General features: G+C 34.5%; 22 protein-coding genes, 1 other RNA gene and 1 pseudogene. 12 read left to right on the plus strand and 12 right to left on the minus strand.

Annotated elements, in window-relative coordinates:
* Positions 1-2: 2 nt before the first annotated feature.
* Complete coding sequence (locus ABWU50_RS01025; protein ID WP_353276305.1) at positions 3-971, minus strand: phage tail tape measure protein; 969 nt, start codon at positions 969-971, stop codon at positions 3-5.
* A 147-nt stretch (positions 972-1,118) separates the two neighbouring features.
* Between ABWU50_RS01025 and ABWU50_RS01030 the strand changes: the two are divergent.
* Positions 1,119-2,879 (plus strand): annotated as a pseudogene (locus ABWU50_RS01030) (AAA family ATPase).
* 12 nt (positions 2,880-2,891) lie between these two features.
* Here the strand turns inward: ABWU50_RS01030 and ABWU50_RS01035 are convergent.
* Together ABWU50_RS01035 and ABWU50_RS01040 are read right to left on the minus strand one after the other, a co-directional pair.
* Positions 2,892-4,001: a hypothetical protein gene (locus tag ABWU50_RS01035; RefSeq protein WP_353275360.1), complete on the minus strand. Its 1,110-nt coding sequence runs from the start codon at positions 3,999-4,001 to the stop codon at positions 2,892-2,894.
* A complete protein-coding gene (locus ABWU50_RS01040; protein ID WP_353275361.1) occupies positions 3,967-5,163 on the minus strand; it encodes a hypothetical protein in 1,197 nt (398 codons plus the stop codon). The genes ABWU50_RS01035 and ABWU50_RS01040 overlap by 35 nt, the downstream gene beginning before the upstream one ends.
* 349 nt (positions 5,164-5,512) lie before the next feature.
* Here ABWU50_RS01040 and ABWU50_RS01045 point away from each other — a divergent pair, with 349 nt between their 5' ends.
* From ABWU50_RS01045 to ABWU50_RS01075, 7 genes are all read left to right on the plus strand, one after another.
* Entirely contained in the window at positions 5,513-7,129 is a 1,617-nt protein-coding gene (locus ABWU50_RS01045) for a recombinase family protein (protein ID WP_353275990.1), read from the plus strand.
* Positions 7,059-8,522 (plus strand): YifB family Mg chelatase-like AAA ATPase, encoded by a 1,464-nt coding sequence (locus tag ABWU50_RS01050; RefSeq protein WP_353275991.1) that lies wholly within the window; start codon positions 7,059-7,061, stop codon positions 8,520-8,522. The genes ABWU50_RS01045 and ABWU50_RS01050 overlap by 71 nt, the downstream gene beginning before the upstream one ends.
* Before the next feature lie 84 nt (positions 8,523-8,606).
* Positions 8,607-9,059 (plus strand): hypothetical protein, encoded by a 453-nt coding sequence (locus ABWU50_RS01055; RefSeq protein WP_353275992.1) that lies wholly within the window; start codon positions 8,607-8,609, stop codon positions 9,057-9,059.
* A 238-nt stretch (positions 9,060-9,297) separates the two neighbouring features.
* Positions 9,298-10,494 (plus strand): cell division protein FtsZ, encoded by a 1,197-nt coding sequence (gene ftsZ, locus ABWU50_RS01060; protein ID WP_253309308.1) that lies wholly within the window; start codon positions 9,298-9,300, stop codon positions 10,492-10,494.
* A complete protein-coding gene (locus ABWU50_RS01065) occupies positions 10,494-10,892 on the plus strand; it encodes an EVE domain-containing protein (protein ID WP_341820687.1) in 399 nt (132 codons plus the stop codon). The genes ftsZ and ABWU50_RS01065 overlap by 1 nt, the downstream gene beginning before the upstream one ends.
* On the plus strand, positions 10,886-11,338 hold the full coding sequence (ybeY, locus tag ABWU50_RS01070) for an rRNA maturation RNase YbeY (protein ID WP_253309310.1): 453 nt from the start codon (positions 10,886-10,888) through the stop codon (positions 11,336-11,338). Before ABWU50_RS01065 ends, ybeY begins: the two co-directional genes overlap by 7 nt.
* 86 nt (positions 11,339-11,424) lie before the next feature.
* A complete protein-coding gene (locus ABWU50_RS01075) occupies positions 11,425-12,213 on the plus strand; it encodes a succinate dehydrogenase iron-sulfur subunit (RefSeq protein WP_353275993.1) in 789 nt (262 codons plus the stop codon).
* A gap of 3 nt (positions 12,214-12,216) precedes the next feature.
* Here the strand turns inward: ABWU50_RS01075 and ABWU50_RS01080 are convergent, their stop codons facing one another.
* The 4 genes from ABWU50_RS01080 to ABWU50_RS01095 are packed head-to-tail and all read right to left on the minus strand — an operon-like array spanning position 12,217 to position 15,650.
* Positions 12,217-13,353, minus strand: a complete 1,137-nt coding sequence (locus tag ABWU50_RS01080) for a hypothetical protein (RefSeq protein ID WP_264731617.1) — start codon at positions 13,351-13,353, stop codon at positions 12,217-12,219.
* Positions 13,354-13,395: 42 nt separating this feature from the next.
* A complete protein-coding gene (locus ABWU50_RS01085) occupies positions 13,396-14,175 on the minus strand; it encodes a GNAT family N-acetyltransferase (RefSeq protein ID WP_253309312.1) in 780 nt (259 codons plus the stop codon).
* Positions 14,165-14,647: a phosphatidylglycerophosphatase A gene (locus tag ABWU50_RS01090; RefSeq protein ID WP_264731620.1), complete on the minus strand. Its 483-nt coding sequence runs from the start codon at positions 14,645-14,647 to the stop codon at positions 14,165-14,167. Before ABWU50_RS01090 ends, ABWU50_RS01085 begins: the two co-directional genes overlap by 11 nt.
* A gap of 19 nt (positions 14,648-14,666) precedes the next feature.
* The gene (locus ABWU50_RS01095) at positions 14,667-15,650 is read right to left on the minus strand and encodes an NAD(P)H-dependent glycerol-3-phosphate dehydrogenase (RefSeq protein ID WP_353275994.1); all 984 of its coding nucleotides are present in this window, start codon (positions 15,648-15,650) and stop codon (positions 14,667-14,669) included.
* Between the two features lie 325 nt (positions 15,651-15,975).
* Between ABWU50_RS01095 and ABWU50_RS01100 the strand changes: the two genes are divergently transcribed.
* Positions 15,976-16,746: a response regulator transcription factor gene (locus tag ABWU50_RS01100; RefSeq protein WP_096616586.1), complete on the plus strand. Its 771-nt coding sequence runs from the start codon at positions 15,976-15,978 to the stop codon at positions 16,744-16,746.
* A gap of 48 nt (positions 16,747-16,794) precedes the next feature.
* Here ABWU50_RS01100 and rnpB read toward each other — a convergent pair.
* From rnpB to ABWU50_RS01115, 3 genes are all read right to left on the minus strand, one after another.
* An RNA gene (gene rnpB, locus ABWU50_RS01105) (RNase P RNA component class A) lies at positions 16,795-17,144 on the minus strand.
* 157 nt (positions 17,145-17,301) lie between these two features.
* Positions 17,302-19,407: a hypothetical protein gene (locus ABWU50_RS01110; RefSeq protein WP_353275995.1), complete on the minus strand. Its 2,106-nt coding sequence runs from the start codon at positions 19,405-19,407 to the stop codon at positions 17,302-17,304.
* Between the two features lie 261 nt (positions 19,408-19,668).
* Positions 19,669-20,121 carry a hypothetical protein gene (locus tag ABWU50_RS01115; RefSeq protein WP_353275996.1) on the minus strand — a complete coding sequence of 151 codons (453 nt, stop codon included), beginning with the start codon at positions 20,119-20,121 and terminating at the stop codon, positions 19,669-19,671.
* A gap of 342 nt (positions 20,122-20,463) precedes the next feature.
* On the opposite strand from ABWU50_RS01115, the gene nuoE reads away from it, so the two are divergent.
* The 3 genes from nuoE to ABWU50_RS01130 all read left to right on the plus strand — a co-directional run bounded on the left by nuoE (position 20,464) and on the right by ABWU50_RS01130 (position 23,819).
* Positions 20,464-20,964 (plus strand): NADH-quinone oxidoreductase subunit NuoE, encoded by a 501-nt coding sequence (nuoE, locus tag ABWU50_RS01120; protein ID WP_264731629.1) that lies wholly within the window; start codon positions 20,464-20,466, stop codon positions 20,962-20,964.
* Entirely contained in the window at positions 20,965-22,182 is a 1,218-nt protein-coding gene (tgt, locus tag ABWU50_RS01125; RefSeq protein ID WP_264731631.1) for a tRNA guanosine(34) transglycosylase Tgt, read from the plus strand.
* A gap of 143 nt (positions 22,183-22,325) precedes the next feature.
* On the plus strand, positions 22,326-23,819 hold the full coding sequence (locus tag ABWU50_RS01130; RefSeq protein ID WP_353275997.1) for a hypothetical protein: 1,494 nt from the start codon (positions 22,326-22,328) through the stop codon (positions 23,817-23,819).
* A 103-nt stretch (positions 23,820-23,922) separates the two neighbouring features.
* On the opposite strand, the gene ABWU50_RS01135 is transcribed toward ABWU50_RS01130, so the two are convergent.
* A complete protein-coding gene (locus tag ABWU50_RS01135; protein ID WP_341822879.1) occupies positions 23,923-25,194 on the minus strand; it encodes a M16 family metallopeptidase in 1,272 nt (423 codons plus the stop codon).
* 1 nt (position 25,195) lies between these two features.
* Positions 25,196-25,804 (minus strand): superoxide dismutase, encoded by a 609-nt coding sequence (locus tag ABWU50_RS01140; protein WP_064125010.1) that lies wholly within the window; start codon positions 25,802-25,804, stop codon positions 25,196-25,198.
* Positions 25,805-25,958 lie beyond the last annotated feature (154 nt).

Consider the following 25,958-nt stretch of genomic DNA (forward strand, 5'->3'; position numbering starts at 1 on the left):
ATTTAATTTATATCGTAAAGTGCGCCACTAAATTGCTCTCTAATTCGCTCCATTACTTCATCAGCAATGCTACGTGTATCTTGCCCAGGGGTTGAATGAATATTAATACTGAAGTGATTATTTTGAGTTTTATTCTCTATAGCTTTACTGTGTGCCGCAATGGAGTACTTAAGAGAATCACTTATAACGTTATTTACAGACTTAACTTCTAGTTTAGACTCATTTCTTTTATTCCACAGATTACTGATTGTTCTAAAGGGCTGAGTAATATTATTCCAAAATTTTCCTACCCAATCAGAAAAAGATTTCCATACAATTTTCACTGATTCCCAGATAGTAACAAAAAAGTTCTTTACCACTTGCCATTTGGTAATTATCAAAGTTGCAGCAACAGCAAGACCGCCAATAACGAGTCCCATAGGATTACTCATTAAAGCAATTGTCAATGCTTTAAATCCAACAATAATTGCTGGAAAAACTGCAGAAAGACCTATTTTTACTAAAGTAATAACAGATCCAAACATTCTCCAAGTAGACAAAAAAGCGAATAAGGAACCTTTTACAAAAGTCCAAGCATAGCCAAGAGATATAGCTGCTATTTTAATGCTAATCAACGCTGTAGTAGTACTCATGATTACTGTAGTCAATACTGGATATTCCTTGGCATAAAGTGCTACTTGTGTAGTTGCTGACCTCAGAAGATTAACAGTAAAATTTAAAGGTGGTAATAATACAGAACCAAGATTCATTCCTACTTCTGCTATTGAATTCTTAAGTAGCTGAAGATTATTTGCTGTAGTATTTGCTCTATTTTCAAACTCTCTTTGCATTGAGCCCTTATATTCCCCGTTTATTAATCGTAAAGATTTTTTGTACTCGTCAAGACTACCAATGAGTAGTGCTATATCGTCTTGATATTCAAGACCAAAGGGACATTTCGTGGTGATAAGTTTTATGTAGGTGATGTACAGGGTAACAAAGGCAAAAGTACTGTAATAGAGTTAACAGGCGAAAAAGCTGGATTATGGAAAGATTTTGCAACGGGAGAAGGTGGTGACATTATCGACCTTTGGGCAACAGTACACGGGAAGAATGCGAAAACAGAATTTCCTGAAGTAATGCTCTCAATAAGTGAATGGCTTGGCATCAAAGAAAAAAATAATATTAGAGATCTATAACAACACCTGACTTGTAGTTGGAACTACTACGATGAAAATAACCAATTGATTGTAATAGTCTACCGTTATGATCCTCCTTTAGAGAAAAAACAGTTTAAACCATTTGATGTTAAAAAACAAAGATTCAAAGAGCCAGAGATAAGGCCACTCTACAACATTCCAGGTATTTTAAAGTCCAATAAGGTTATTCTGGTTGAAGGAGAAAAATGCGCAGAAGCACTTATAGAGAAAGGAATTACAGCTACAACTGCGATGTTTGGAGCAAATGCGCCTATTGATAGAACAGATTGGACTCCGCTTAGAGGTAAACATGTTATCATTTGGCCAGACAACGATGAAGCAGGTAATAAATATGCCAAAAACGCTGAAAAGAAGCTTTTAGAACTTGGTGTTGCATCACTTGCTACGCTTAAGATTCCACCAGATAAACTAAGGAGTTGGGATGCTGCTGATGCTGTACAAGAGAATATAGATATTTTTGACTTCATCGAAAAAAACTCAAGAAAAATAATTATTAAATCACCGCTTGATATTTTTAGCTGGAGTGTGGAGCGTTTTGTAGGTCCAGTACCAAAGCAAAGATTCTTAGTTGAAGGATTATTTCCTTTGGGTGTCACATCTATTTTAGCTGCAATGGGTGATACTGGTAAAGGTATGCTTCTTCTTGACCTAGCCCTCAAGGTTGCAAGTAGCATAGACCAGGTGTGTGGATTTGGCCCACCTGTTACTGAACATGGATCTGTGGTGGTATTTTCTGCGGAGGATGATACAAATGAAATACATCGTCGCTTAGAACGACTTGATCCAAAATGCGAGAGATTAAAATATAAAGATAGGCTATTTATTGTACCACTGCCAAATATAGGAGGATCATTTACCATACTTAAGAATGTTCGCGGTAAAGTTGTAGAAATATCTCCAGAATTTGAGTCTGTAGTGAAACAGCTGAGCAAGATAAAAGATTTGAGGCTCATTATATTTGATCCCCTTGCTTCTTTCATTCATGCAGATTTAAATGCTGATCCAGCAGTAGGGGATTATCTCATGTGTTTATTATCTGATTTAGCATGTAGCACTGGAGCTTCAATAATTACTGCACATCATATGAGAAAGCTGAAGGGAGAAAAGCCTATATCAACAGTAGAGCAAGCACGAGATGCTATTCGAGGTACTTCTGCTCTCGTAAATGGAGTCAGGTGTTCTTTTGCTTTTTGGCCTGTTGAGGATATGACTAAACCAATGATTTTTAGGTCAGTTGGAAAAATTCCAAGACAAAATGCCTTATTTTATGGAGCAGTTGTTAAAGCAAACGGCCTAGCTGATCGTACCATACGTACTTACCTAAGAAATGAAGAAACAGGGCTATTGGAAGACATTACTGAACAATTAAAAGCTCAAAATATTAGCGATAAAGATCTTAAAATATATCTTATTGACTCAATTGCGCGAGCTGCTATTTCAGGACATCCATTTACTCATACAGGAAATGCAGGAATACATAAACAACGACATAGACTACCTGAAATTTTTCATAGTATGGGAAGGGATAGATTAGAGCGTATAGTGCAAGAGCTTTTACAGGCAAAGCAAATAGTTAAAGGAATGGCTAATGGTTCAAAAGAGGATAAATGGCTTGATATTAAAACAGGACCATTTGCACGTGGAGTGGGAAAATTTACTCATGAAGCTGAAAATTTTTAAAATCAGGAAATTCTATTTTTTTATAGTCAAAGTAAAAGGGTTAATCCGATAACCATGTGATGATCTTTGCCAACCAAGTGTTTGTATTACATCATTACGTTCAATACTTAATCCTAATTTCTCAGCCAATGTAGCTTTGATCGTTTTTTGCATCTTGTTTAATGGTTTTCTGATTTGATGTTCTAAATCTGCTTCTAAATTAAGTCCCAAGAGTTTTTCTAACTGATTAATATTGAGAAGTGTATGTTTTTCAGGTGGTAATTCTTTCTCACAGTCATGTAAAAATTGCTTGAACAATATTCGAAAAATATTAAGACATGATACAGCTTTTTTATTTATAACTTCAACGCTATTAACATATACCATACCTTTAACTACCTGTAACTCCAAAAGCTTTGTTGGTACAATTGGTTCAACACGTTTAAGCGAAATATATGAAGCTGGTAAAACTTGCAAAGAAGTATTTTCTACTACCTCTGGTACTCCTCTTTTAGCTGCTTCTTGAAATATCTCAGTTAAAGTCTTAAGCTGACAAAACAGTTCTACCATTCGCACTACATATAGGCTCAATAATAGATTCGGTATATCTTTTTTTAGAGTAATGAGAACTGTTGGATGGACTCTAAGTTTATCTATAGTTAGAAATATTGCATCAGTACAAAAATCAAGGATTATTAGATTTACAATACGACCTTGATTACAAACATAATAAACTCCTTTTTCCACTTTTTCCCACATAAGTCTTGAATCATTCAACTCGGTTTCAAACCAGTCTATGATTTTCTCTATATTTAAGTATATGGATAAGAGATGAAATCTCTGTTTTTGATAAGTATTAGGTAAAATATGACGAGAACAGTTTTCACAAATAGCGTCATCACATGCTTCATCAAAGTCTGGATCAATGAAAATCTCATTGCTACAATTTGGATCAATTACATTTGGCCAATCAAGATGATCTTCTTCACGAGAACAAACAATATAGTACCTTTCTTGCATTTTTATTAATCCAAGATCAAATAAGTATCTTGCTGCTTTAATGTGATTTTGACTTAGATTAACCCAAGAACTATTTAAACTTAAAAGATCAGCAATTTGCTCGTGAAAGGATTTTAAGACCATAAGATTGTTCTATATGTTTCTTCAGTTCCTCTCTTTCCTTTTTATTGAGTGGATGCTCTGAATAATAAACTTCTCCACTTATTTTGAAAGAAAATGTTACCTTTTTGTTTTGGAACATTACTTTAGCTGATTGAATAGATTGTAGTATATTGCCAATAGATGACTTTAAAATATGTAACTCTGGTGCAATAGGATCATACGGCTTTACACTCAAAGTAAGATATGTATTACTATTTTTGAAATAATCTGACTTAAAATTTAACTCAAATATACAAATATTAGGGTCAGAACCCTCTATACATGCTTGAAGAAATTTATGCACTTGTAGTGGAAAGTTCTTATCCTGTATATTTACAAAAGTACATTCGCAGTCGAAATAGCAACTTACAATGCTATTTGCTATTTCGACAGCCTTGTTAGTATTTTTAGCACAGAGATTAACCTGAGTGCCATCAAGAGAGAAATCTAAAATCATCCACTCAGGTTTATGGCCATGAACAACCTTGTTTGAATTAAGTAGTAAATCTATGTCACTTCCTCGGCGTACAAACATATATATCCGATCTTGATGATGGAAAAAACCCTGCAATTGGTTTTCGAACTTTAGTATCTGCTCTACGGCTTCTCGTGACATAAATTCCTTGAATGAAGTATTTATTTGTCTTGGTGATTTCTGTAGAGCAAATGATACGAAACCTCTCTTTTGTACTTTATCAAAGTGATAGACAGATTTTAGAAGTTCACAATTTATGTGAAACAGTAAAAATAACAAGGATCTTTTATCATACTTGGTATTATTTTTTATCAGATACGATCTCATTAACTCTTGAGTAAGGGCAAATCTTGCTACTTCACTGACTGTAGCCTCAAGTTTCGTACGATCAAAGTAGCTAATGAGATAATAGTCAAAAAGAAAGTCAGAGTAACTGGTAAGTATCTTATGTTTTTGTTGAGTGGATCTATCATCATAACCCCCATCTTGAAAAAGCTGCCCATTTAAATGACTTTTAAAGCAATGCTGAAAAATGATGCTCAGTTGTTTACCAGAAAGGGAATCTAACCAAGATTGACGTATATTATAATCCTGAAAACGTTCTAGTAAAAGGTTGACCGGAACTTCTAAATCACTTTCCCAGAATTCGTAACTTGGATGAACATTCATACCATATTAAATAAGCTATATTATACATAATATGACAATTCAAGCAAAGATTTTTTGGACATAATTTTTTCAAATCTTGTATATTTATTAGGGAGAATTTCTTGTTTGCGCGAACTAGACAGCTTTTTTAAATAAGGTGTGCATTAGCTTAGTTTAAAATGGTAAACGTTTTCTTTTAGCTATGGCAATAGAAGTCTCCTAACCTATAAGAAAATTCACAGGAAGAAAAACATGCAAAAGGGAGAGTTGGCTATTTATTGGGGTTATAAACCTAATCGGTTGGCAGATACATATTTGGCAGATGCTTATGAACAATTATTGAAATATAAAATAAAGGAGGTAGAAGAAAATGGTAACGGTAAGCTTGTATGCAAGAGTCTCATCAAGACAACAGGCACAGGAGAATACGATAGAGAGTCAGATTGTAGAATTGGAGCGTCGCATTGGTAGTGATGGACATGAGTTATTAGATGAGCATAAGTTTGTCGATAATGGTTATAGTGGATCAAATTTAGAACGTCCTGGCTTAGAGAGTTTACGTGATAGAGTAGCAGAAGGTAAGATTGATAAGATATATATTCATTCACCTGATCGGTTATCACGCAAATCTGCATACCAAGCGCTCTTACTCGAAGAGTTTAGAAAAGCAGGTTCAGAGGTTGTTTTCTTAAATCATAAATTTGAGGATAACCCAGAATCTAATATGTTTTTAGGAATTCAAGGATTAGTAGCAGAGTATGAACGTGCAAAGATTATGGAACGTAATCGCAGAGGAAAACTTCATGCAGCTAAAACTGGCCGTATCAGTGTAATGAGTAATGCACCTTATGGTTATCGCTACATAGCAAAACATGTAGGTGAAGGAAGTGCTCAGTTTGAGATTAATGAAGAAGAGGCAAATGTAGTACGCAAAATATTTAATTGGGTTGGTCAAGAAAGAATAAGCATCAATGAAGTTATACGTAGACTTAGCGAGATATCGGTAATAACACAAACAGGAAAGGAACGTTGGAAAAGAAGTACTATCTGGAAGATGTTAAGAAATCCTGCTTATATAGGACGAGCAGCTTATGGTAAAACTAAGGCATGCTCGAAGCCACAAGTAAGGAAATCAAAAAAAGGAACTTGTGGTAAACTCAAAAATGGTCATTTTAGTAATGATAAAGAGAACTGGATTTACGTTCCAGTGCCAAAAATAATCAGTGATAATTTATTTGATTCAGTGCAAGTACAGCTAACTGAAAATAGGCAAAGGGCAAGAGCTCGAGAAAGAAAAGAAACTTTTTTGTTGCGGAGTTTAACAGTATGTCAGCGTTGCCAATATACTTATTGTGGTGTATATAGTAGAAATAAACGTTATTCTTACTACCGTTGTTCTGGCTCCAGGTTTAATGGCAACAGAATATGTGACAATAAATCAATACGCACTGATGTATTAGATGCAGTTATATGGGAAGAAGTCAAGAGTATACTAAAAGAGCCAGATAGGATTGCAAATGAATATCAACGTAGATTGTCAGAGAACAAAAAACCTCTACATAATCAAACACGTGAAAAGCAAGAAAGTAAGTTAAGATTAAGTATAAAAAAATTTATAGATAGCTATGCCAAAGGGTTTATAAGCCAAGAAGAATTTGAGCCAAGAATTACAACAATGAAACAGCATTTAAAAGAAATTGAGGAGGAAAAAGAAAAAGTACTTGATCAAAAGAAATTACAACAAGAATTGAGCCTTGTTACAGATAGCTTGAAAAACTTTTCCTCAAGTGTTGAATCAAAACTTGATCTGGTAGATTGGCAGACTAAGCAAAATATTATTAGAATGTTAATTCATCAAATTGAAATCAATCACAATCACTTGTATATAGTATTTCGCATAAAAAGTCTTGCAAACTTTGATCAAAATAGCCATAATAGAATTATGCAATGTTGTACTAGCAGTCAATATTGTTGGATTGCCGGATAAAACTGTTGCGGAATCCAAAGAGCGCATCAGAGCAGCGTTAAATTCAATCAATCTACTACTACCTCCAAAAAGAATTACAGTTAATCTCTCCCCTGCGGATTTGCTGAAAGAAGGTAGTCATTATGACTTGGCTATTGCTATTGGACTACTTGTTGTAATGAATGTGATACCAGTTGAAAAAGTTCAGTCTTATATAATCATGGGTGAACTGGCTCTTGATGGCAGAGTTATTCCAGTTTCAGGAGTGCTGCCAACAGCAATCAATGCAAAAAAGGCAAATAAAGGAGTAATTTGCCCAAGGGGAAATGGAGTAGAGGCTTCATGGGTAAAGAATGTTTCAATTCTAGCTATAGAGAAATTAACTGATATTATCAGACACTTTAAGGGTGAGCAATTAATTCAGCCAGTAATTTTTAATTATAGTGATGCACCCAAAGAAAAAAGATTGGTTCCCGATATGAAGGATATCAAAGGCCAAGTTGTTGCAAAAAGAGCAGCTGAAATTGCAGCAGCAGGTGGGCATAATATGCTTCTTGTTGGCCCTCCTGGTACTGGAAAATCAATGCTTGCTAAGCGCTTTATAGGATTGCTGCCTGATTTGACCGAACAGGAGATGATTGATGTTAATATTATTTCCAGCATAACAAAAACTGGTAATGAAATATTCAAAGTAACTCGCCCCTTTCGTGAACCTCATCATTCATGCTCTATGCCAGCAATGATAGGGGGAGGAAAGAATGCCAAACCTGGAGAAATCACTATGGCTCACAATGGCGTGTTATTCCTTGATGAGCTACCTGAATTTCCAAGACTTGTGCTTGATTCTCTGCGCCAACCACTTGAAGATAGAAAAGTTACCGTTGCAAGGGCAAATGCTCACATAACCTACCCTGCAAATTTTCAACTGATTTCTGCGATGAACCCCTGCAGATGTGGTTACTTGGGGGATGCAAGTAGATCGTGCAACAAAGCTCCAAAGTGTGGCACAGATTATAAAAACAAAATATCAGGACCATTGCTTGATAGAATAGACATATGCATTGAAATGCCAAACGTTAGCATACTCTCTCCTGAAATCTCTGTGGAGGGAGAAAGTACTAAAATCATAAGAGAAAGAGTGATAGCAGCAAGAAAAGTTCAAACTGAGCGTTATAGTAAATTGAATGTTCGTTGTAACGCAGAAGTAAGCGGTGAAGCATTTAATAAGTTTACTGAACCAGATCAGGCAGGGTTAGAATTGCTAAAATACGTACTGAAAGAAAATTACATTTCCAATCGAGGCTACACACGCGTATTAAAAGTTGCAAGAACCATTGCAGATCTTGCAAAAAGTGAAGAAGTAAAAAGAGCACACATTGCTGAAGCGCTGAATTACAGAATAAGGATATATTAAAAAATTAGTTTACTTGACAGACAATTTATTTCACTATATACTGTCCTTAATGAAATTTTAACATTCTATTTAAGGAGTAGAGTTATGGCATTAACAAATTATAAGTATAAAGAAGGGGATGGCATTTTTCATGCTATTTCAGAGGGATATAAAAAACCTGATAATGGACACTGGGGAGTTACAGGTGCTGCTGGTGGGCTTGGTCAGTATATTAAGGATAATAAGTTAAGAACAGCATTATTTCCGGTTGCAGTTGCAAGTGTTGTCTTTACAGCAATGCATATGAAAGCAGGCTTTGTTAGTGCAGCAGAAGCTTCTGGGTTTCTTGCTAAGACTGCCAGCTACTTTGTTGGGACAAATCAAGCAATAGCTGCTTCATTACCTGGATTTATCGGAACAGGTGTTGCTGGTCAGATAGTTGCAGGTGCCATAATGACAATTGCTGCAGCTGCTGTTCTTTATGGAACATATCAAGTTGCTTCAAAATTAAAAGATGTTGCGGTTGAAGCATGGAAAGGAGAAGGAAAAACTGTATAATAACTTCAACAAAACAAAAAGGGATAGGTTTCTGTCCCTTTTTATAAACATTTTTTATTTTTTTGAAGTAATATCATCCAAAAATCTAGTAATTATAAAATAGCACTTATTAGTATAAATATTAAGAATAAGTAAATCCCGTTTACTGTTTACGCCTATAGAAGTGAAAAGTATTTGCATATTATTAAAAAAGCGGTAACTTACTATCAAGTGAATTCGCTAAATTTGAGTAATTTAAATGTCTATTGATCTTAGTCTGCCGGAGTTACCTATATTACACCCAAGGATTACCGTTGTGGGAGTGGGTGGTGCTGGTGGAAATGCTGTGAATAACATGATCCAATCTAATTTGCAAGGAGTGAATTTTGTTGTCGCAAATACCGACGCTCAAGCACTAGAAAAGTCGTTATGTGATAAAAAAATTCAGCTTGGCATTAATTTAACTAAGGGTCTTGGTGCTGGTGCTTTGCCTGATGTTGGCAAAGGTGCAGCAGAAGAATCAATCGATGAAATTATGGAGCATATAAAAGATAGTCATATGCTTTTCATCACAGCAGGAATGGGCGGTGGTACCGGAACCGGTGCAGCACCGGTAATTGCAAAAGCAGCCAGAGAAGCAAGAGCTGCAGTTAAGGATAGAGCGCCAAAAGAAAAAAAGATATTGACTGTTGGAGTTGTAACTAAACCGTTCGGTTTTGAAGGTGTGCGCCGCATGCGCATTGCAGAGCTTGGACTTGAAGAACTGCAAAAATACGTGGATACACTTATTGTCATTCCAAATCAGAATTTATTTAGAATTGCAAATGAAAAAACTACATTTTCTGATGCATTTAAACTTGCTGATAATGTTCTGCATATTGGCATCAGAGGAGTAACTGACTTGATGGTCATGCCAGGGCTTATTAATCTTGACTTCGCTGATATAGAAACAGTAATGAGCGAGATGGGCAAAGCGATGATCGGCACCGGAGAGGCAGAAGGAGAAGATAGAGCAATTAGTGCTGCGGAAGCTGCAATATCCAATCCATTGCTTGACAATGTATCAATGAAAGGTGCGCAAGGAATATTAATTAACATTACTGGTGGCGGAGATATGACTCTGTTTGAAGTTGATGCTGCAGCCAATAGAGTGCGTGAAGAAGTAGATGAAAATGCAAATATAATATTTGGTGCTACTTTTGATCAAGCGATGGAGGGAAGAGTTAGAGTTTCTGTTCTTGCAACTGGCATTGATGGTCGCAATAATAAATCAGAAACTTCACCTATAAGTCAGAGCGAAGACTCAGAGAAAGAGAAATTTAAGTGGCCCTATAGTCACAGTGAAAGTACGCAAGACAAAACACTGGAAACAAAACCAACTGAACAGGTAAGCGAAGGAGCTAAATGGGGCAGCAATGTTTATGATATACCGGCTTATTTAAGAAGAAAAAAATAATGCAACTTTGGCTACTCAAGTCAGAGCCAAGTGAATATTCATGGCAAAAAATGGAAAAGGAGCAGGTAGTTGAGTGGGATGGCGTGCGCAATTATCAAGCTCAAAATTACATGAAAATTATGAAAGTAAGCGATCTTGCGTTTTTTTATCATACAGGTAAAGAGAAAGCAATACTTGGAATCGTTGAAGTATTTAAAGAGTATTATCATATTAATGATCCTAAGTTCGGATTAGTGAATGTAAAGTTTTTGAAACCTTTAAATAACCAAGTAACGTTAAATAATATAAAACAAAACCCACTTTTGAAAAATATGGCTATATTAAAACAACCACGTTTATCAATTGCCCCAGTTTCGGAAATTGAATGGAATGAAGTAATAAGGATGAGTGAATGTTAGAAGTAAATATTCTTGACAAGAAATGGTGCAGCATTATAGAAAATCCTAAAAATTTTGTATTAGGTGTCATCAATGCTTCTCTAAAAGAATTAAAAATAGACCACTATAAACCAAATATATCAATAGCTCTGGCTGATGATGACTTGCTACATCAACTTAATTTAAAATTTAGAGAAATGGATAAGCCAACTAACGTACTATCATTTCCGTGTGAACAATTGTCTAATGAGTGCGATTTAGGAGACATAGCAATTTCAATAGACACAATAAAAAGAGAATCGCATGAGTATTGTATACCTATTCTTGCTCACATTGCACACATGTTAGTGCATGGATTACTGCATTTACTTGGTCATGATCACCAAAAAAAAGATGAAGAAATTATAATGAAAAATCTAGAAAGAGAAATTTTAGCTTCGCTTGGCTACAATATGTGCGCGATTTAAAAGGAATTTAATAAAAATATAGTAGATGATAATAAAATATGTTATCTACAAAGGGTTTTAGCTATAAACAATAAAAGGTAAGTGATATGGTTCAGTTTTCTTTGCCAAAGAATTCTAAAATTAATCAAAAGGGCAAAATTTATCCTATTCCTGCTAGAGCAAAAAACATCAGAAGATTTCAAATTTACCGTTGGTCTGCTGATGACGAGAAAAACCCTAGAATAGACACATTTTTTATTGATATGGATAGTTGTGGCCCTATGGTACTTGATGCATTAATAAAAATAAAGGATGAAATAGATTCGACTTTAACTTTCAGACGTTCTTGTAGAGAAGGCATATGTGGATCTTGTGCCATGAATATTGACGGAACCAATACTCTTGCATGTACTAGATCTATACACGATATAAAAGGTGATGTAAAAATATATCCATTACCTCACATGTATGTGATAAAGGACCTAGTCTCGGACTTGAGCCAATTTTATGAGCAATACAAATCAATTAAACCTTGGTTACAAGCAGATAAGCCTGCCCTACAAAATAAAGAATACTCTCAATCTCCTGAAGATAGAAAAAAATTAGATGGCTTGTCCGACTGTATATTATGTGCTTGCTGTTCGACTGGTTGCCCAAGCTACTGGTGGAATAGTGATAAATTTTTAGGACCAGCAATACTATTACAAGCCTACAGATGGATTGCTGACAGCCGTGATAATAAGACAGGTGAAAGACTTGATGTTTTAACCGACCCATTCAAGTTGTATCGTTGTCATACAATAATGAATTGCACAAAAACTTGTCCTAAAGGACTTAATCCAGCAAGAGCAATAGCGAAAGTAAAACAGCTCATGGTAGAGAAAGAAGGAGTTTAAGTATCATCTTTTGCATTCTTCGTAAGAGAACAGCAAACCTTCCGAAGCGTAGGGTATTGTTAATACCCTGAACGCTTTTCCATTCGTGAAATGCATCGTATCATCATACGATGCAAATAATTTTTTGAATAACTCATGTCTTTGGTTACTAATAGTTTGAAAATCCTCTTTTTCTAAAAGCTTTTTAGATTCGAAGAGGTAAAGCATAACTTCATGATAAGTTGGGTAAGATGCCAAAAATTTTGGGTCAAATTGAAAGGTTTTTATGAAAGCATTATTATAAAATTTTAGCTTTTGATTCTTACTATATATTACTATAGCAACCGGCAACCTCTCAAGCAAATTTTTCTGTGTAGCTAAATAACTGTTTAATTCAGTATATAATTTCTCTGCATCACTAACATCTTTCCCATACATTACTATGCTACCAGAACCTTGTATTGGAATTTTAACAAAATCGAAAACCTTAGGTTCGTTCTTGTAAGTTACGACATGCCTTCCTGGTTTTGTGCTATGAGCGCTACTGGTAATAGCAAATTTCTTAGAGCCATCTACATATTTATCATAAAACAAATTATAAAATTCTACCTTTCTATTCTTGTTATATTTTAGTATTGGAAATGGTAAAGAGTTGAAAACATTTTTATAGCTCTCCACTTCTTGTGTAAGCTTACTATTTTCTAGCTCAAGTCCGTGAGCTTTTATTTTACAGTCTGAGACATTCCTTATCCATAACAGCACACCAATCACATTGTTAGAATCATCTATTATGCTTCTACCATAACATATGCAATAAACCTCACTGTCTTTTGACTTTAAATCTAGAGTAAAAGATTTATTTATTTCCTTTGCCTCAGCAAAATTTTTAATTAAACTGTCTGATTGCTCAAAAAAATTCACAAACTCATTAAATGAGTAAAAAACAGTATTAAGCAAAATTAGTAAGTTGGGAGAGAACTTTTCTATACGCTTTTTTGCATCCCAAATATAAAACCCATCATTCACAGTATCAATTAAATTATTTATGATAACATTTCGATGTTGTAAGTTCTTAATCTTATTACTAATTTTTAATTTAGAATAAGAGAGAAAGAATAATATTAGAATCAATATTAAAACCACTTCATACAAAAAAAACATAGCATTTCTAAAACAGATATAAAAACTTGTAACCGCTCAGAATTATGCTGAAGAGTTATATAAGTAAAGATTGCCTAACATCTGAAAGCCCAATCTCTTATAAAGGTTTACAGAAGGTTTCATACAATGTGCTACTATATATTTGCATTCAAGCTGTTTAGCTATCTTTATTCTTTCTAAAACCATTTGGGTACCTATTCCACGATTCCTGTAAATTGGTAAAACTCCATCACTATAAAAACCAGCTACACTGTCTTGAACATAAAGACCGCATGTCCCAATAATTTCACTATTTAGTGTTACAAGAAAAAATCTTAATCTTGAGTTTTTATCATCATAATTTGATAATCCGCGAAAAAATGTGCTGACAATTCCAACGCCATGATAAAAAATTTTAGAAGTGTGTAAATCTAACTGTTCTAAGAGGTCGCTACCATTTACAGCATTTAACCTCAAGTTTGGAATAACATCAGCAGGTAAAAAGTAATTTTTCATATTAAGTAAAGCTTTTTTTGGTGTGCTAACGTGTTTTATTTCACACTTTTCTAAAATATCTCTTATTTTCATATGTGAATTTATTACCCATGTTGCTTCTATATCTCTTGTTCTGAGATAATCTAGAGTTTTTTGTATAGAAAGCTCGGTACATTGATCTCCACAGAACACAAAATTAAATAATGACTCCCTAGTACCATTTATTGTAAATGTAACGTTATCAAATTCATCGTGTACTTCCCACTCAGATAAATTCGCTGTGTACAGTATATAATCCTTTAAATTTTGAACAATTAAGCTTGAATAATAAATTTTTTTATCCTGCATACATCAACAATAAACAATAAAAGGCTCCTATAAGAACACAGGCTAAAATTGCAGCTATAATGTCATCTAGCATAACACCTAAAGGACCTTTGGTATTTTTATCGATCAAATTTATAGGCCACGTTTTTATTATATCAAAAAACCTAAAAGAAAAAAAGCACAACAACAATGAAGAGCAATTCATCTCTTGGCTTAACAATATCGAAACTAAAAGTATTGTCAGCAATTGACCAACTACTTCGTCAATTACTACCTCTTTTGGATCACATGAAGTCTTGTAGTGTTTTATATAATTGCCTATAGACCATAGTCCAATCAAAAATAAAAAAAAAATAATTGCTGCACCTAAAATTCTGTCACTCAGTATCACAGGAACAATTGGATAAGAAGCTAAGCTGCCTACGGTACCTGGCATTTTTTTTACTGTGCCAGACAGCCACCATGTTGATATCAATTTATATAAAAATTTCACAATACACCAAAGTACAAAACTAATTTACAAGAACAGAAATAGTATCCTCTATAGAGGCGCTTTCATACAATAATCTATAGACCGCTTCACATATAGGCATTTTTATCTTTAGCTTTCTTGCTAAATTAAATATGGGCTCAGCAGTGCTAAAACCTTCAATCACTGACTTGCCTTCTGACAAAATCTGCTGAACATTAAAGCCATTGTCACTATTACCTATTTTAAACCCAAAAGATAGGTTTCTTGAATTCAAGGATGTGCATGTCATAATTAGGTCACCCAGACATGCCGGCCCAAGTAGTGTATTTATATCCACATTACCGTTACCAACTTTTGCTGAGTATAAAGCCTTAATTTCGCTCATACTTTTCGTAATCAATGCTGCATGAGCATTAAACCCAAGTTTACTACCTAGAACAATCCCACACGCTATAGCAAAAACGTTCTTTAACGCTGCACAAACCTGTATCCCTATAACATCACTACTAAGGCGTAATTTAACATTTTCTTGCTGTAGTTCTGATACTAGCTTTGAACCCAATATGTTATTTCGGCATGCAAGAACCATTGAATAGGGTAATTTTCTTGCAACTTCTACAGCAAAACTAGGGCCTGAAAAAATAGCAATAGGATTGTTAGGTAAAACTTCATTTACTATTTCACTAGGTAATTTTAATGTAGACTTTTCTATTCCCTTACAAGCTAAAATTATTGCTACATCTTTTTTCAGATTACAATTATGCAATTGCTGACATACCTCCCTCAGAGATTGAGTGGGAACAGCGAGGATTGTTACTGAAGCATTAATTGTGTCTTCAATAGCCAATTTTACTGACACATTATCAGAAATTCGACAACCGGGTAGCTTGTCACTTTCTCTTTTCCCGTTGATTGATTCAAATGTAGTTTCATTGCGAGTCCACAAAATCACATCTTTCTTACTACCTAATGAAATTGCGATTGCTGTACCCCATGCACCAGCACCTAAAATTGATATTGCCACACAATATTCCTGAAAGTATTACTTATACTTTAAAATAGTAGGATAAGTAAATTAAAAATATAACACAGGCATATAGAATAGTTAAATATTTATTAACCGAAGTATTCTTTTAATAATAGTAACTTTAATTCAATATTTACTAAAAATATTATTACTACCATGGTATATCTATTATATTTTAGATCTATTTATATAACTTTGGAACAATATATTTATTATTAATTAATAAGTGTAATTTTGATCATTTGTTAATAAAAATTTGATTTATTACTTTCCTTAGTGATATATATTACTAAAATTATAAATTATTTATGGGGTGTAAAATATGCGTATATTATTAATCGAAGATGATCAAGTAAGTGCAAAGACTGTGGTTAATGCCTTAACTTCTGATGGACACTTCTGTGACGTTGTTACTTCTGCACAAGATTATAACAATAATATGGTTTCCTCAAACGGAGATTACTATGACCTAGTTATTTTAGATATACACTTGCCTGGTGATATTGACGGATATGATATATTGTTAAGACTAAGAAGTGCAAAAATCAAAGTTCCTGTCTTAATACTTTCATGTATATCCGCTGTCAATCACAAAGCTAAAGGGCTTGGGTATGGTGCAGATGATTACTTAACCAAGCCATTTCATAAAAGCGAGTTATTAGCTCGAATTAAGGCCATAGTGCGTCGTACTAAAGGCCATCCTGAATCGGTGATAAAGATTGGTAATATAAATATCAATTTTGATCACAGGATTGTTGAGGTGAAAGGTAAAACGGTTCACCTTACTAATAAAGAGTATTCTATGATAGAATTGCTAGCACTGCGTAAAGGAACAGTACTAACAAAAGAAATGTTCTTAAATCATCTTTACAATGGCTTGGATGAACCTTCAGATAACAAGATAGTTGATGTTTTTATGTGCAAATTACGTAAGAAACTTGAAAGTGCAAATGATGGAAAAAGCCACATAGAAACCGTTTGGGGCAGAGGGTATGTTCTGAAAGAGTATATTGATGATGAAGAATATTCTAATGTTAATGTAGGCGAAAGTAGTGATGGCTATCAAGCAGAACAAGTGAAGGACAACGCATGAAATGCCTACACTTAAATATAGCATGGCTTATATCGCACGTATCATGTGACGCCTAGGTGAAATATAAGCCGAGTTCTGTTTATGTAGCTATTTATCTGGAGTAAATGTTACCATTTACCTCATGCGATTTACCCGAGTAGATATGAGAAAAACATAAAATCTACTTCTATTTAATCTTGCTCCTAGTGTTGGTTACTCGACTACCAATGTTGCCATTGCCATGGTGTGCTCTTACCACACCTTTTCACCCTTACCTAAGAATATTTTAGGCGGTAATTTTCTGTAGCCCTATAACTGGAGTTACCTCCGGCGGGCGTTACCCGTCACTATTTTTCCTTGGAGCCCGGACTTTCCTCTGCTATGTTTATCACACAACAGCAGCTACTTATTTCACCCAGGAATTATACTTTAACATGAAAATCACAAAAGCAAAAGACAATTTCCTAACAGTCTACATATTAAAAACATTCAGACAAATAGCTAAAGGTGATATTCCGGCACATCATCGCTATCCCAAGATAAGCTTTTTTCACTTTTAGACTCCGCTTCAGTCAGTCAAGAGCCTGGTCCACCGCTTGAAGACGACGAGCTACTTCTTGCTCGACTACTACTTTCTACTGATATACTGTTTAGCATTGTTTCAGATTGATACGTAGTTTGTATAGATATGTTATTATCACTGCTTGTTCTGCTATGGGTGAAAAAAATTTCTTCATTGCTGCTATTTGAATGCGATTCCAAATCAGCTAATTCTAACACATGAGCAGCATTATAATAACCGTGATATTTCTTAATACATTTATATGCTATAAATCCTATAATTCCAGCAATACCTATTGTTCCAATCAAAGATCCTCCTATCATTTCTGCCCTATTAGACCCTATAGCAAGTTGAGTAGGCTGTGGTGAAGAAGTAGGTTGAGGAAGTAAAGTCGTGGTAAATATAGGAGTTGTTGACTCTTTTGTTCTAGTACTTGGTATACTAAATACTGTTTGTATAGTTTTCTCTGAGTTTATTATTGGCACACTAGTTGACGTTGTAGCAACCGTGGTCACTTGTGAAGTAGTAGTTGTGTTTGCTACTGTTGTTGGCTTCACTGTTACTGTACTTGTTTGAGTCGTTGACTCCGTTGAAGGTTTATTCATTGTAGAAGTAGGTGTAACGGCTTCTGTTGTTGGCTCCATTGTTACTGTACTTGTGCGAGTCGTTGAAGGTTTACTCATTGTAGAAGTAGGTGCAACGGCTTCTGTTGTTGGCTCCACTGTTACTGTACTTGTTTGAGTCGTTGACTCTGTTGAAGGTTTACTTATTGTAGAAGTAGGTGCAACGGTAGTTGATGCTTCTGTTGTTAATTTGGTAGTCTTTACAGTGTCGGTTTCTGTTGTGCTAGTAATTGCAGCAGTCAGCGTTTTCTTAGAAGTCACAACCGTTTCTGTAATAGTTACAGGAGCCACGGTACTACTAGAAATGATATCAGGTGTCAATCGACCGTTAATGATATCAACAAAATCACTGAGAGTTTTGATACTACTTGCCGGTATTATTGTTACCTTAGAAAGCTTTTCAAATCTCTGATGATTGAAAATTGCGATGTTTTCTTCACTTATTGCAGTTACAATAAAACTGTCTTGACCATTGTCTTTAACGTACAATTGCTCTATAGAATCTGCAAATTCGCAAATAGTAAAGTTCGATTTTGATCCATTCTTAACAAGACTTGTTAAATGTAACGTTTGTTTATCAGACAACCGGTCTTCTGCAAGAAAGGCAACTAGATCATTGCCTTCAGTTCGCTTTACATACTGCAAAAAGCTTATTTCATATTCACTAGAAAAAGATGACGCTGTATTTATCTGACAATTTTTCTTACCAAGCAAACATTCATCTTCCTTTCTACTTTTCAGATCCTCAACCACTTTAGCCATATCAAATTTGAAAATACGTGTTTTTCTCACCTCTTGATCCCCAATAATTTTTCTGCTCACTTGCGCATAAAGCATCGTGTTTCCATTTAATGCCAATTGCCCCGGATTATCAAAATTGAACAATTTTCTTTCTGTAACACCACTTTTTCCATTTAATGCTTTAAATTTTCCACTTCCATTTGACTCTAAGTACCAAGAAACTAAAATTTGATCCTTTAAGTTATGAGCAATTACATCACCATTACCAACTTTCACTCCTTTTGGTTGAAAGTAACTATTGCCCACATTTGCAAGACTATTATTATCAATATTCTTTTGTAATTTTGTTTTACCTAAATGTTCAACTGAAGGAGTATTAACTGATTGTTTAATTCCGTAAGTGTTAAAAGATAAGCCTTTAACGTATTTTTCTCCTTCTTCGCCAATTCCTTCTTCAGGAAAGACAATTCCAACTTTATCTGTTTCAGGTGAATCTTCTATTAATGTGAGAGACAATTGATCTTTGAATTCATTTACTACGCTGACATTTGTACCCCATTCGTATGTTTTTGATTGATATAATGGACTAATAAGTAATTTTACTTTACTGCTCCCATTACCATTATCTTGATAGCTAAGTCCATAAGCGACTCCATCTCCTTCAATCAACCCTACGTTTGCTGGGTTAAAACCTACCGCTTCTTTAACTTCCGGTGTATTTGAGTTGATCCCGAGCAATCTTCCTAATATAGACATAATTTTATTTAAAATATTAATAAAATGCTATTATGATTACTCCTGTGTGTTAATGTCAATGAAAATTTTAACTAAAATTAAAAAATTAACGTCTTTATTTTATACTAAAAAGTAAGTATAGGCTCGAAAATGGCTAAGAAGTCTTATAGATGAAAGGAAGGTAGAGTTCTCAAAACCCTATAATCTACATTTAAAGGTAAATTTTTATTCGTTGTGTCTTATGCAGATTCCGCTAACAGGTAGCGGAATCTTAAGCTTTGGCTAAATTTTTTCTTGATTCTTTACTACTAGGATTTCTGCCTTTAGCTCATCTATAATTGTTTGAACCTCAGGAAGCTCCTTATGTTTTTCGTGATCTGATACATATTCTCCCTTTTTGTTGGAGGCTTTATATTCATGTTCTTGATAAAGTGAGTATAGAAATCCAACTCCAAAGATAACAATTGCTGCAAGTGCCATGTATTCAAGTGGTTTTTGCACTTTTTCTCTTAGATCGAAATATCGAGATAGCAGAATGAGAGCACAAGATCCTATTACTACTGCACCAGAACCAATTTTGTTGTACATGAAATACTTTTCATTGTAACTTTGTTCGTAATTTCTGTAAATAGTTGTGGCATGCTTTTGAAGATTTTCTTTATCTAGTGATGTGAGAAAATTTTTAAATTTCTCTTCACCAGTTTCTTTTATCCATAAATTTAATTGTTTACTCATAGTTTAACCTCATATTAATAAATATAGTTTATTATATACAACATTTATAATAAATGTCAAGGATAGTGTATTTATAAATAATATACTATAATTTCTTAAGCATTTTTTTAAAGTAGTTAGCTGTAGCTAAAATAATTGAGATTTACTAAAACAAACTTATGAAACAATTGAAGTTAGCGCATGATCAGATTTTTTAACTGGATCCTATGGCCAAGCCAAAAGAATTTACAAGTTGGGCAGTATGGGTAGTATGATACTGCAAAATGCTATTTCTCAAAAAACCAACAATTGCAATCATTGGTTCTACAGGTATAATCTGTAAAGTTTACACGAGTCTCATGAATGATAGAAAAAGAAGAGCAGTTTAGTTTTACATCAGAAAACCTTAAGAAAGCGGAAAAGTTTATAGAGATGTATCCCAAAGGTAGAGAAGGTAGTGCTGTCATGCCTTTACTATACCTGGTTCAAGAGCAATGCGGATGGGTTTCTGAATCTGCTATGCGTTATGTTGCTGATATGCTGCATATTCCACATATTCGTGTATATGAAGTGGCAAATTTTTACACCATGTATAATTTAAAACCAGTAGGCAAATATCTAATACAAATTTGTAGAACAACTCCTTGCTGGTTGTGCAATAGTGAAGAAGTTTTAAATACCTTTAAAAAAAAACTTGGAATCAATATCGGTGAGACTACTAAAGATAATTTGTTCACTTTAAAAGAAGTTGAATGCCTAGGTGCATGCGTTAATGCTCCCGTTGTGCAGATCAATAATGACTTCTATGAAAATCTTACTCCTGAGAAAGTAGAAAACATCATAACAGAACTTTCAGGCAAATAGATGAAAGAAGAATTTGCATTCAAGATAATCAAGCAATCAGGTTCTGCAAAAGTTGGAACAATTAAAACTCCAAATGGAAGCGTAGAAACACCAGCTTTTATATTCTGTGCAACAAAAGCTGCAATTAAAGCTGCAGATATCGAGAGAATTAGTGAAGCAGGTACTCAGATAATACTTTCCAACACCTATCACCTAATGCTCCAACCAGGGGAAGATACCGTAGCAAAACTTGGTGGTTTGCACAAGATGATGGGATGGAGTGGACCAATGCTCACTGATTCTGGTGGATACCAGATATTTAGCTTAGGGCACGGATCAGTTTCGGAAGAGATAAAAGGAATAAGAAAAAAACAAAAAACTCTGATCAAAATTAATGAGGATGGGGCAATTTTTCGTTCTTACATTAATGGTAAAACTTATTGCTTGACTCCTGAAAAGTCTATACAAATTCAACAGAAACTAGGTGCAGATTTAGTCTTAGTCTTAGATGAATGTACTCCATTTCACATAAGCAAAGAATACACAGCAAAATCAATGCTCATGAGCCACAAATGGGCTGAACGTTCTTTAAATGAATTTGAAAAAAACAATAATGGCAAGCAGGCACTGTATGGAATTAGTCAAGGCGGAGTATATCAAGATTTACGTAGAGAAAGTTGTAATTTTATTAACGATTTGCCATTTTTTGGTCAAGCAATAGGTGGATCACTTGGTCAAAGTAAAGAGCAGATGTACGATGTAGTTTCTTTCACTATGGACCATCTGAAAAAAGATAGGCCTACTCATTTGCTTGGTATTGGTGGAATTGTGGACATCTTTCGCGGAGTTAGTCTTGGAATTGATACGTTTGATTGCGTGCATCCAACCCGTTTAGCAAGGCATGGTGGTGCGCTTATTAAAGTAAAAAATAGAGATTCTATTTCTTCAAAGTGCAAAGAGCATATTAATTTGCGAAATCAACAATTCGAGCTGGACAATAACCCAATTGAAAGTGACTGCTTATGTTTTACCTGCAGAAAGCATTCAAGAGCTTATATACACCATTTACTGAAAGCTAAAGAGCTCCTGGCTTACACACTCGTTACCATTCATAACGTTTTCTTCATGAATAAGTTAATGGCATCTATAAGGCAGGCAATATTGGATGATAGGCTAGATCAAGAGAAAAATAATTGGATTAGTGAAATACCATTGCACTTTGATTTGGCCTCTCTTTAAGTCTTTTCTTTATGCCGTTGATTTTTACTTCTTGTTATATTTACTTTATTTATCACACTATTAATTAGAAAGGTTATAATAAATAATTAATCTATTAATGTTAGTCTCTACCCGTATGATTTGTAAGGATTAGAGGTGAAGATATGGCTAAAGGAAATAATACCCTATTAATATTTGATTTTGATAACACTATTACTAATGGACACATGCATAATATTTTCTCCGGTAAACACTCCGAGTTCAAAAAAAGTGATTTCAATTCTGGTGCAGAATATGCAGTGACCGATACTGATATAGGAAATTTTCTAAAGAATACAGGCGGAGTAAAAAATAAGGAGACATTAAAATCTGTGTTGCAATCTGCACTTTCAAATGGAGTGAAAGTTAATATCGCATCGTATACAGGATATTCAGACGCTGTGAGAAGGGTTGTAGAGAATCATTTGGGTTTATCTAAAGAACAAGCAGGCGGTATTTCTGTATTTGGTGGGTTTCCAGGAGATTATGATAATGAGCTTCCAAAAGGTCTCAAAGAACAAAAAAATCAAGTTGGAAAAAATTTACACATCTGTAAGGCAATTGTGGAGTATAAGGATAAACATGGTGAGTTGCCAAAAACTGTCATGCTAGTTGATGATGATGTAAAAAATATTCAAAAGATTAATGAGTTTGTTGCATCAATGAGTAAAAGAGAGGAATGGCTTGAAAAAAATGGGCTGAGTATTGAAGAGATACAAAAAATCAAATTTGAAGGTGTGCGAGTACCTAAAGAGGATAAAAATGTTGGTTATCTAGAAAGAGTACAGGAGTTTGTCAATGCTAACTTAGTGCAAGAACCAATTTATGAAAATTTGAAGAAGGAAGAACCTATATACCAAAATCTTCAAGATATTCAGAGATCATTGTCTGAAACGGTACCAAAAGAACCTATATATCAGAACAATGAAAATCGACCACCATTGCCTCCTAAAAAAAGGAAATCAAGTGATGGTATGGTTGCTGATGGTGAGAATAAAAAACAAGATATTAAGGACATGTCGTCATCCGAAACACAAGCAAACCCAACACGCTCAAAACGTCATGCAATGATGCTTGACCCTCAGCAAATAGAATCTATACACCAGAATGCTGAAGAGTTATCACCAGGTAAAAAATACGCACATATTCAAATCGTTTCCTTAGCACAGGAATTTAAAGCAATCAAAGCTTTTTTTAAAGATTGTGCTCAAGAAATAATAGATGCCATTTGCAATTTATTTAAAAGAGAAGTGGCAACAGAAATTGGAAAGCAGGGCTATAATGTAAGTAGTAAGCAAGGAAGTAGTGAAATTACTGTCAAAGGAAGTAAGCCAATAGATGCTTCAAGAATAAACAAAGATATTATTGTCGAGTCCTTAGCTCAAATAATTGAGAAAAAAGAGAAAATCAAAGATCTTAACAATAATTATAAAGGTGACCAGCTAGGGCGAGAGATATCGAAATTATTGAACGCTGGTTCGCAAAAGGAAAATATAAACTCAAACCCTGTAAGCAAAAAACCACTTGCACCACCAGTACCTCCTAAAAATTATACGGAAAAAGTTACGCAAAATAGAAATAATAATATTATTGAAAGAGGAGGTCGAAGATTCGTATAATTTCTTGCATATCCGGTTCATGGTACATTGTTTCAACTTACACTTCTTTAATCACTGTGCTAAATTATATTGTAAAGCAGCCAAATCAATATAATAGAATGCGCTAAGCTTTAAGCATAGAAACCACTTTATCGTAACTTGGCAATGATTTAATTTCTCCAATTGCAGCTAGAGTGGTTTTTTCATGCTGAGATAACAATTCTTTTGCTGCTTTTTTTACGTTAGCAGTGGTAACTGCACTAATTTTTTCTATTAATTCATTTTTACTGATGTACCTATTATAGTTACCATAGTAGTGCCCCAATGTTTCAGCGCGTGAGCTAACACTTTCGCGTGACATTAAAATTTGGGATTTTATTCGCTCTTTCACTCTATTTACTTCTTCTTCCCTCAGATTATCTGTAGACAGCTTCTTCAACTCTGTCGTCATAGATTTTAAAAGCTTATCTAAGTTACTACTATCTGTGCCAGCAAAAATGGAAAACATCCCTGTATCAGTGTAGCTGGAATTAAATGAATAAACAGAGTAAGCTAATCCCTGCTTTTCCCTTACTTCCTGGAACAGACGTGATGACATTCCGCTCCCTAATATAGAATCAAGCACTTGAAACGTGTGATATTTATCGTCATGGCGAGAAACACTAGGTAGACCAATTAGCAAGTGTACCTGATCTAATTTACGATGTTCTAAATACTCACCACCAGTACAGCTCGCATTTTGGCTTTTTTTCAGCTTTTTAGAATGAATCTTTGAGAGAAAATCTTTGGTTAATGCAATAACTTCTTCATGTTCAACATTTCCTGCAACGGTAAATAGCATATTCTCGCCAAAGTAATGTTCATTTATGTAATTATCTAGATCTCCTCGAGTAAAAGATTTTACAGTATCTTGCGTGCCTAAGATTGACCTGCCAAAAGGTTGATCTTTATAAGCTGCCTCAAAATATTTATCGAAAACAATGTCACTTGGTGAATCATTAGTTTGAAAAATCTCTTGTATTACAACTCCCTTCTCACGTTCCAATTCATCTTCTGGAAATGTTGAATTCATCAATATATCTATTAATATATCAATACCAGTTTTTATGTCTTTCTTGAGGACTTTTGCATAATAGGTGGTGCTTTCCCTACCGGTGCTGGCGTTGAAAACCCCACCTATGTCGTCAAAAGCTTTTGCAATTTCAAACGCAGTTCTTGTCTTCGTTCCTTTGAAAGCCATGTGTTCTAGAAAATGGGATATTCCATTTTGATTTGCACTTTCCGCTCTACTGCCAACACCAACTCGTATGCTTAAAGCTACGGAATCAACATCACGCACCTGCTCAGTTATTATGCGCAGACCATTATCTAATTTTGTTACCTGAGGTGTATTCATCTTATGTATTCTTTTTTAAATTTTCTTCTGCAAAATCCCAATTAATCAAATGGTCAAGGAAAACTTTTATGTAGTCAATTCTACGATTTTGACAATCTAAATAATAGGCGTGCTCCCAGACATCCATAGTGAGTAATGGAACTTGGCCATAAATTAATGGCAAATCTGCATTTGGAGTTTTGGTGATTTTGAGCTTTCCTTTTTCGAGCACTAACCATACCCATCCACTACCAAATTGGCTTACTCCATGATTGGCAAATTCCCCACAAAACTTATCAAAACCACCGATATCATCTTGAATTTTTTTTGCCAGAAAACCATCATCTTTAGGTTTACCACCACCATTCTTCTTCATTGAATTCCAATAAAAAGTGTGGTTCCAAACTTGCGCTGCGTTATTAAATATGGGAACTTTATCGCTATTACCATGCACTTTTGTTATTATTTCCTCAATTTTCACATGTTGATAATCTGTATTTTCAACCAGCTCGTTGAGTTTATTTAAATATCCTTTATGGTGCTTATCATAATGAAAATCTAAGGTTTTTGCAGATATGTAAGGCTCTAAAGCTGTTTTATCATATGGTAATTCAGGTAAAGTAAAACTCATGACAATCTCCTTATTTTTGACCTACTTGGATGGTATTGTAATATGTGCTCTTGTGCAACATATAATTAATAGCTAAAACACTTAGATATCTATTGCATTATTCTAAGTTTTATATCACAATAATGATTATTATATAAGCCATAGAAACGGATTG

This window comes from Wolbachia endosymbiont (group A) of Pipizella viduata (assembly GCF_964028555.1).
Lineage (GTDB): Bacteria > Pseudomonadota > Alphaproteobacteria > Rickettsiales > Anaplasmataceae > Wolbachia.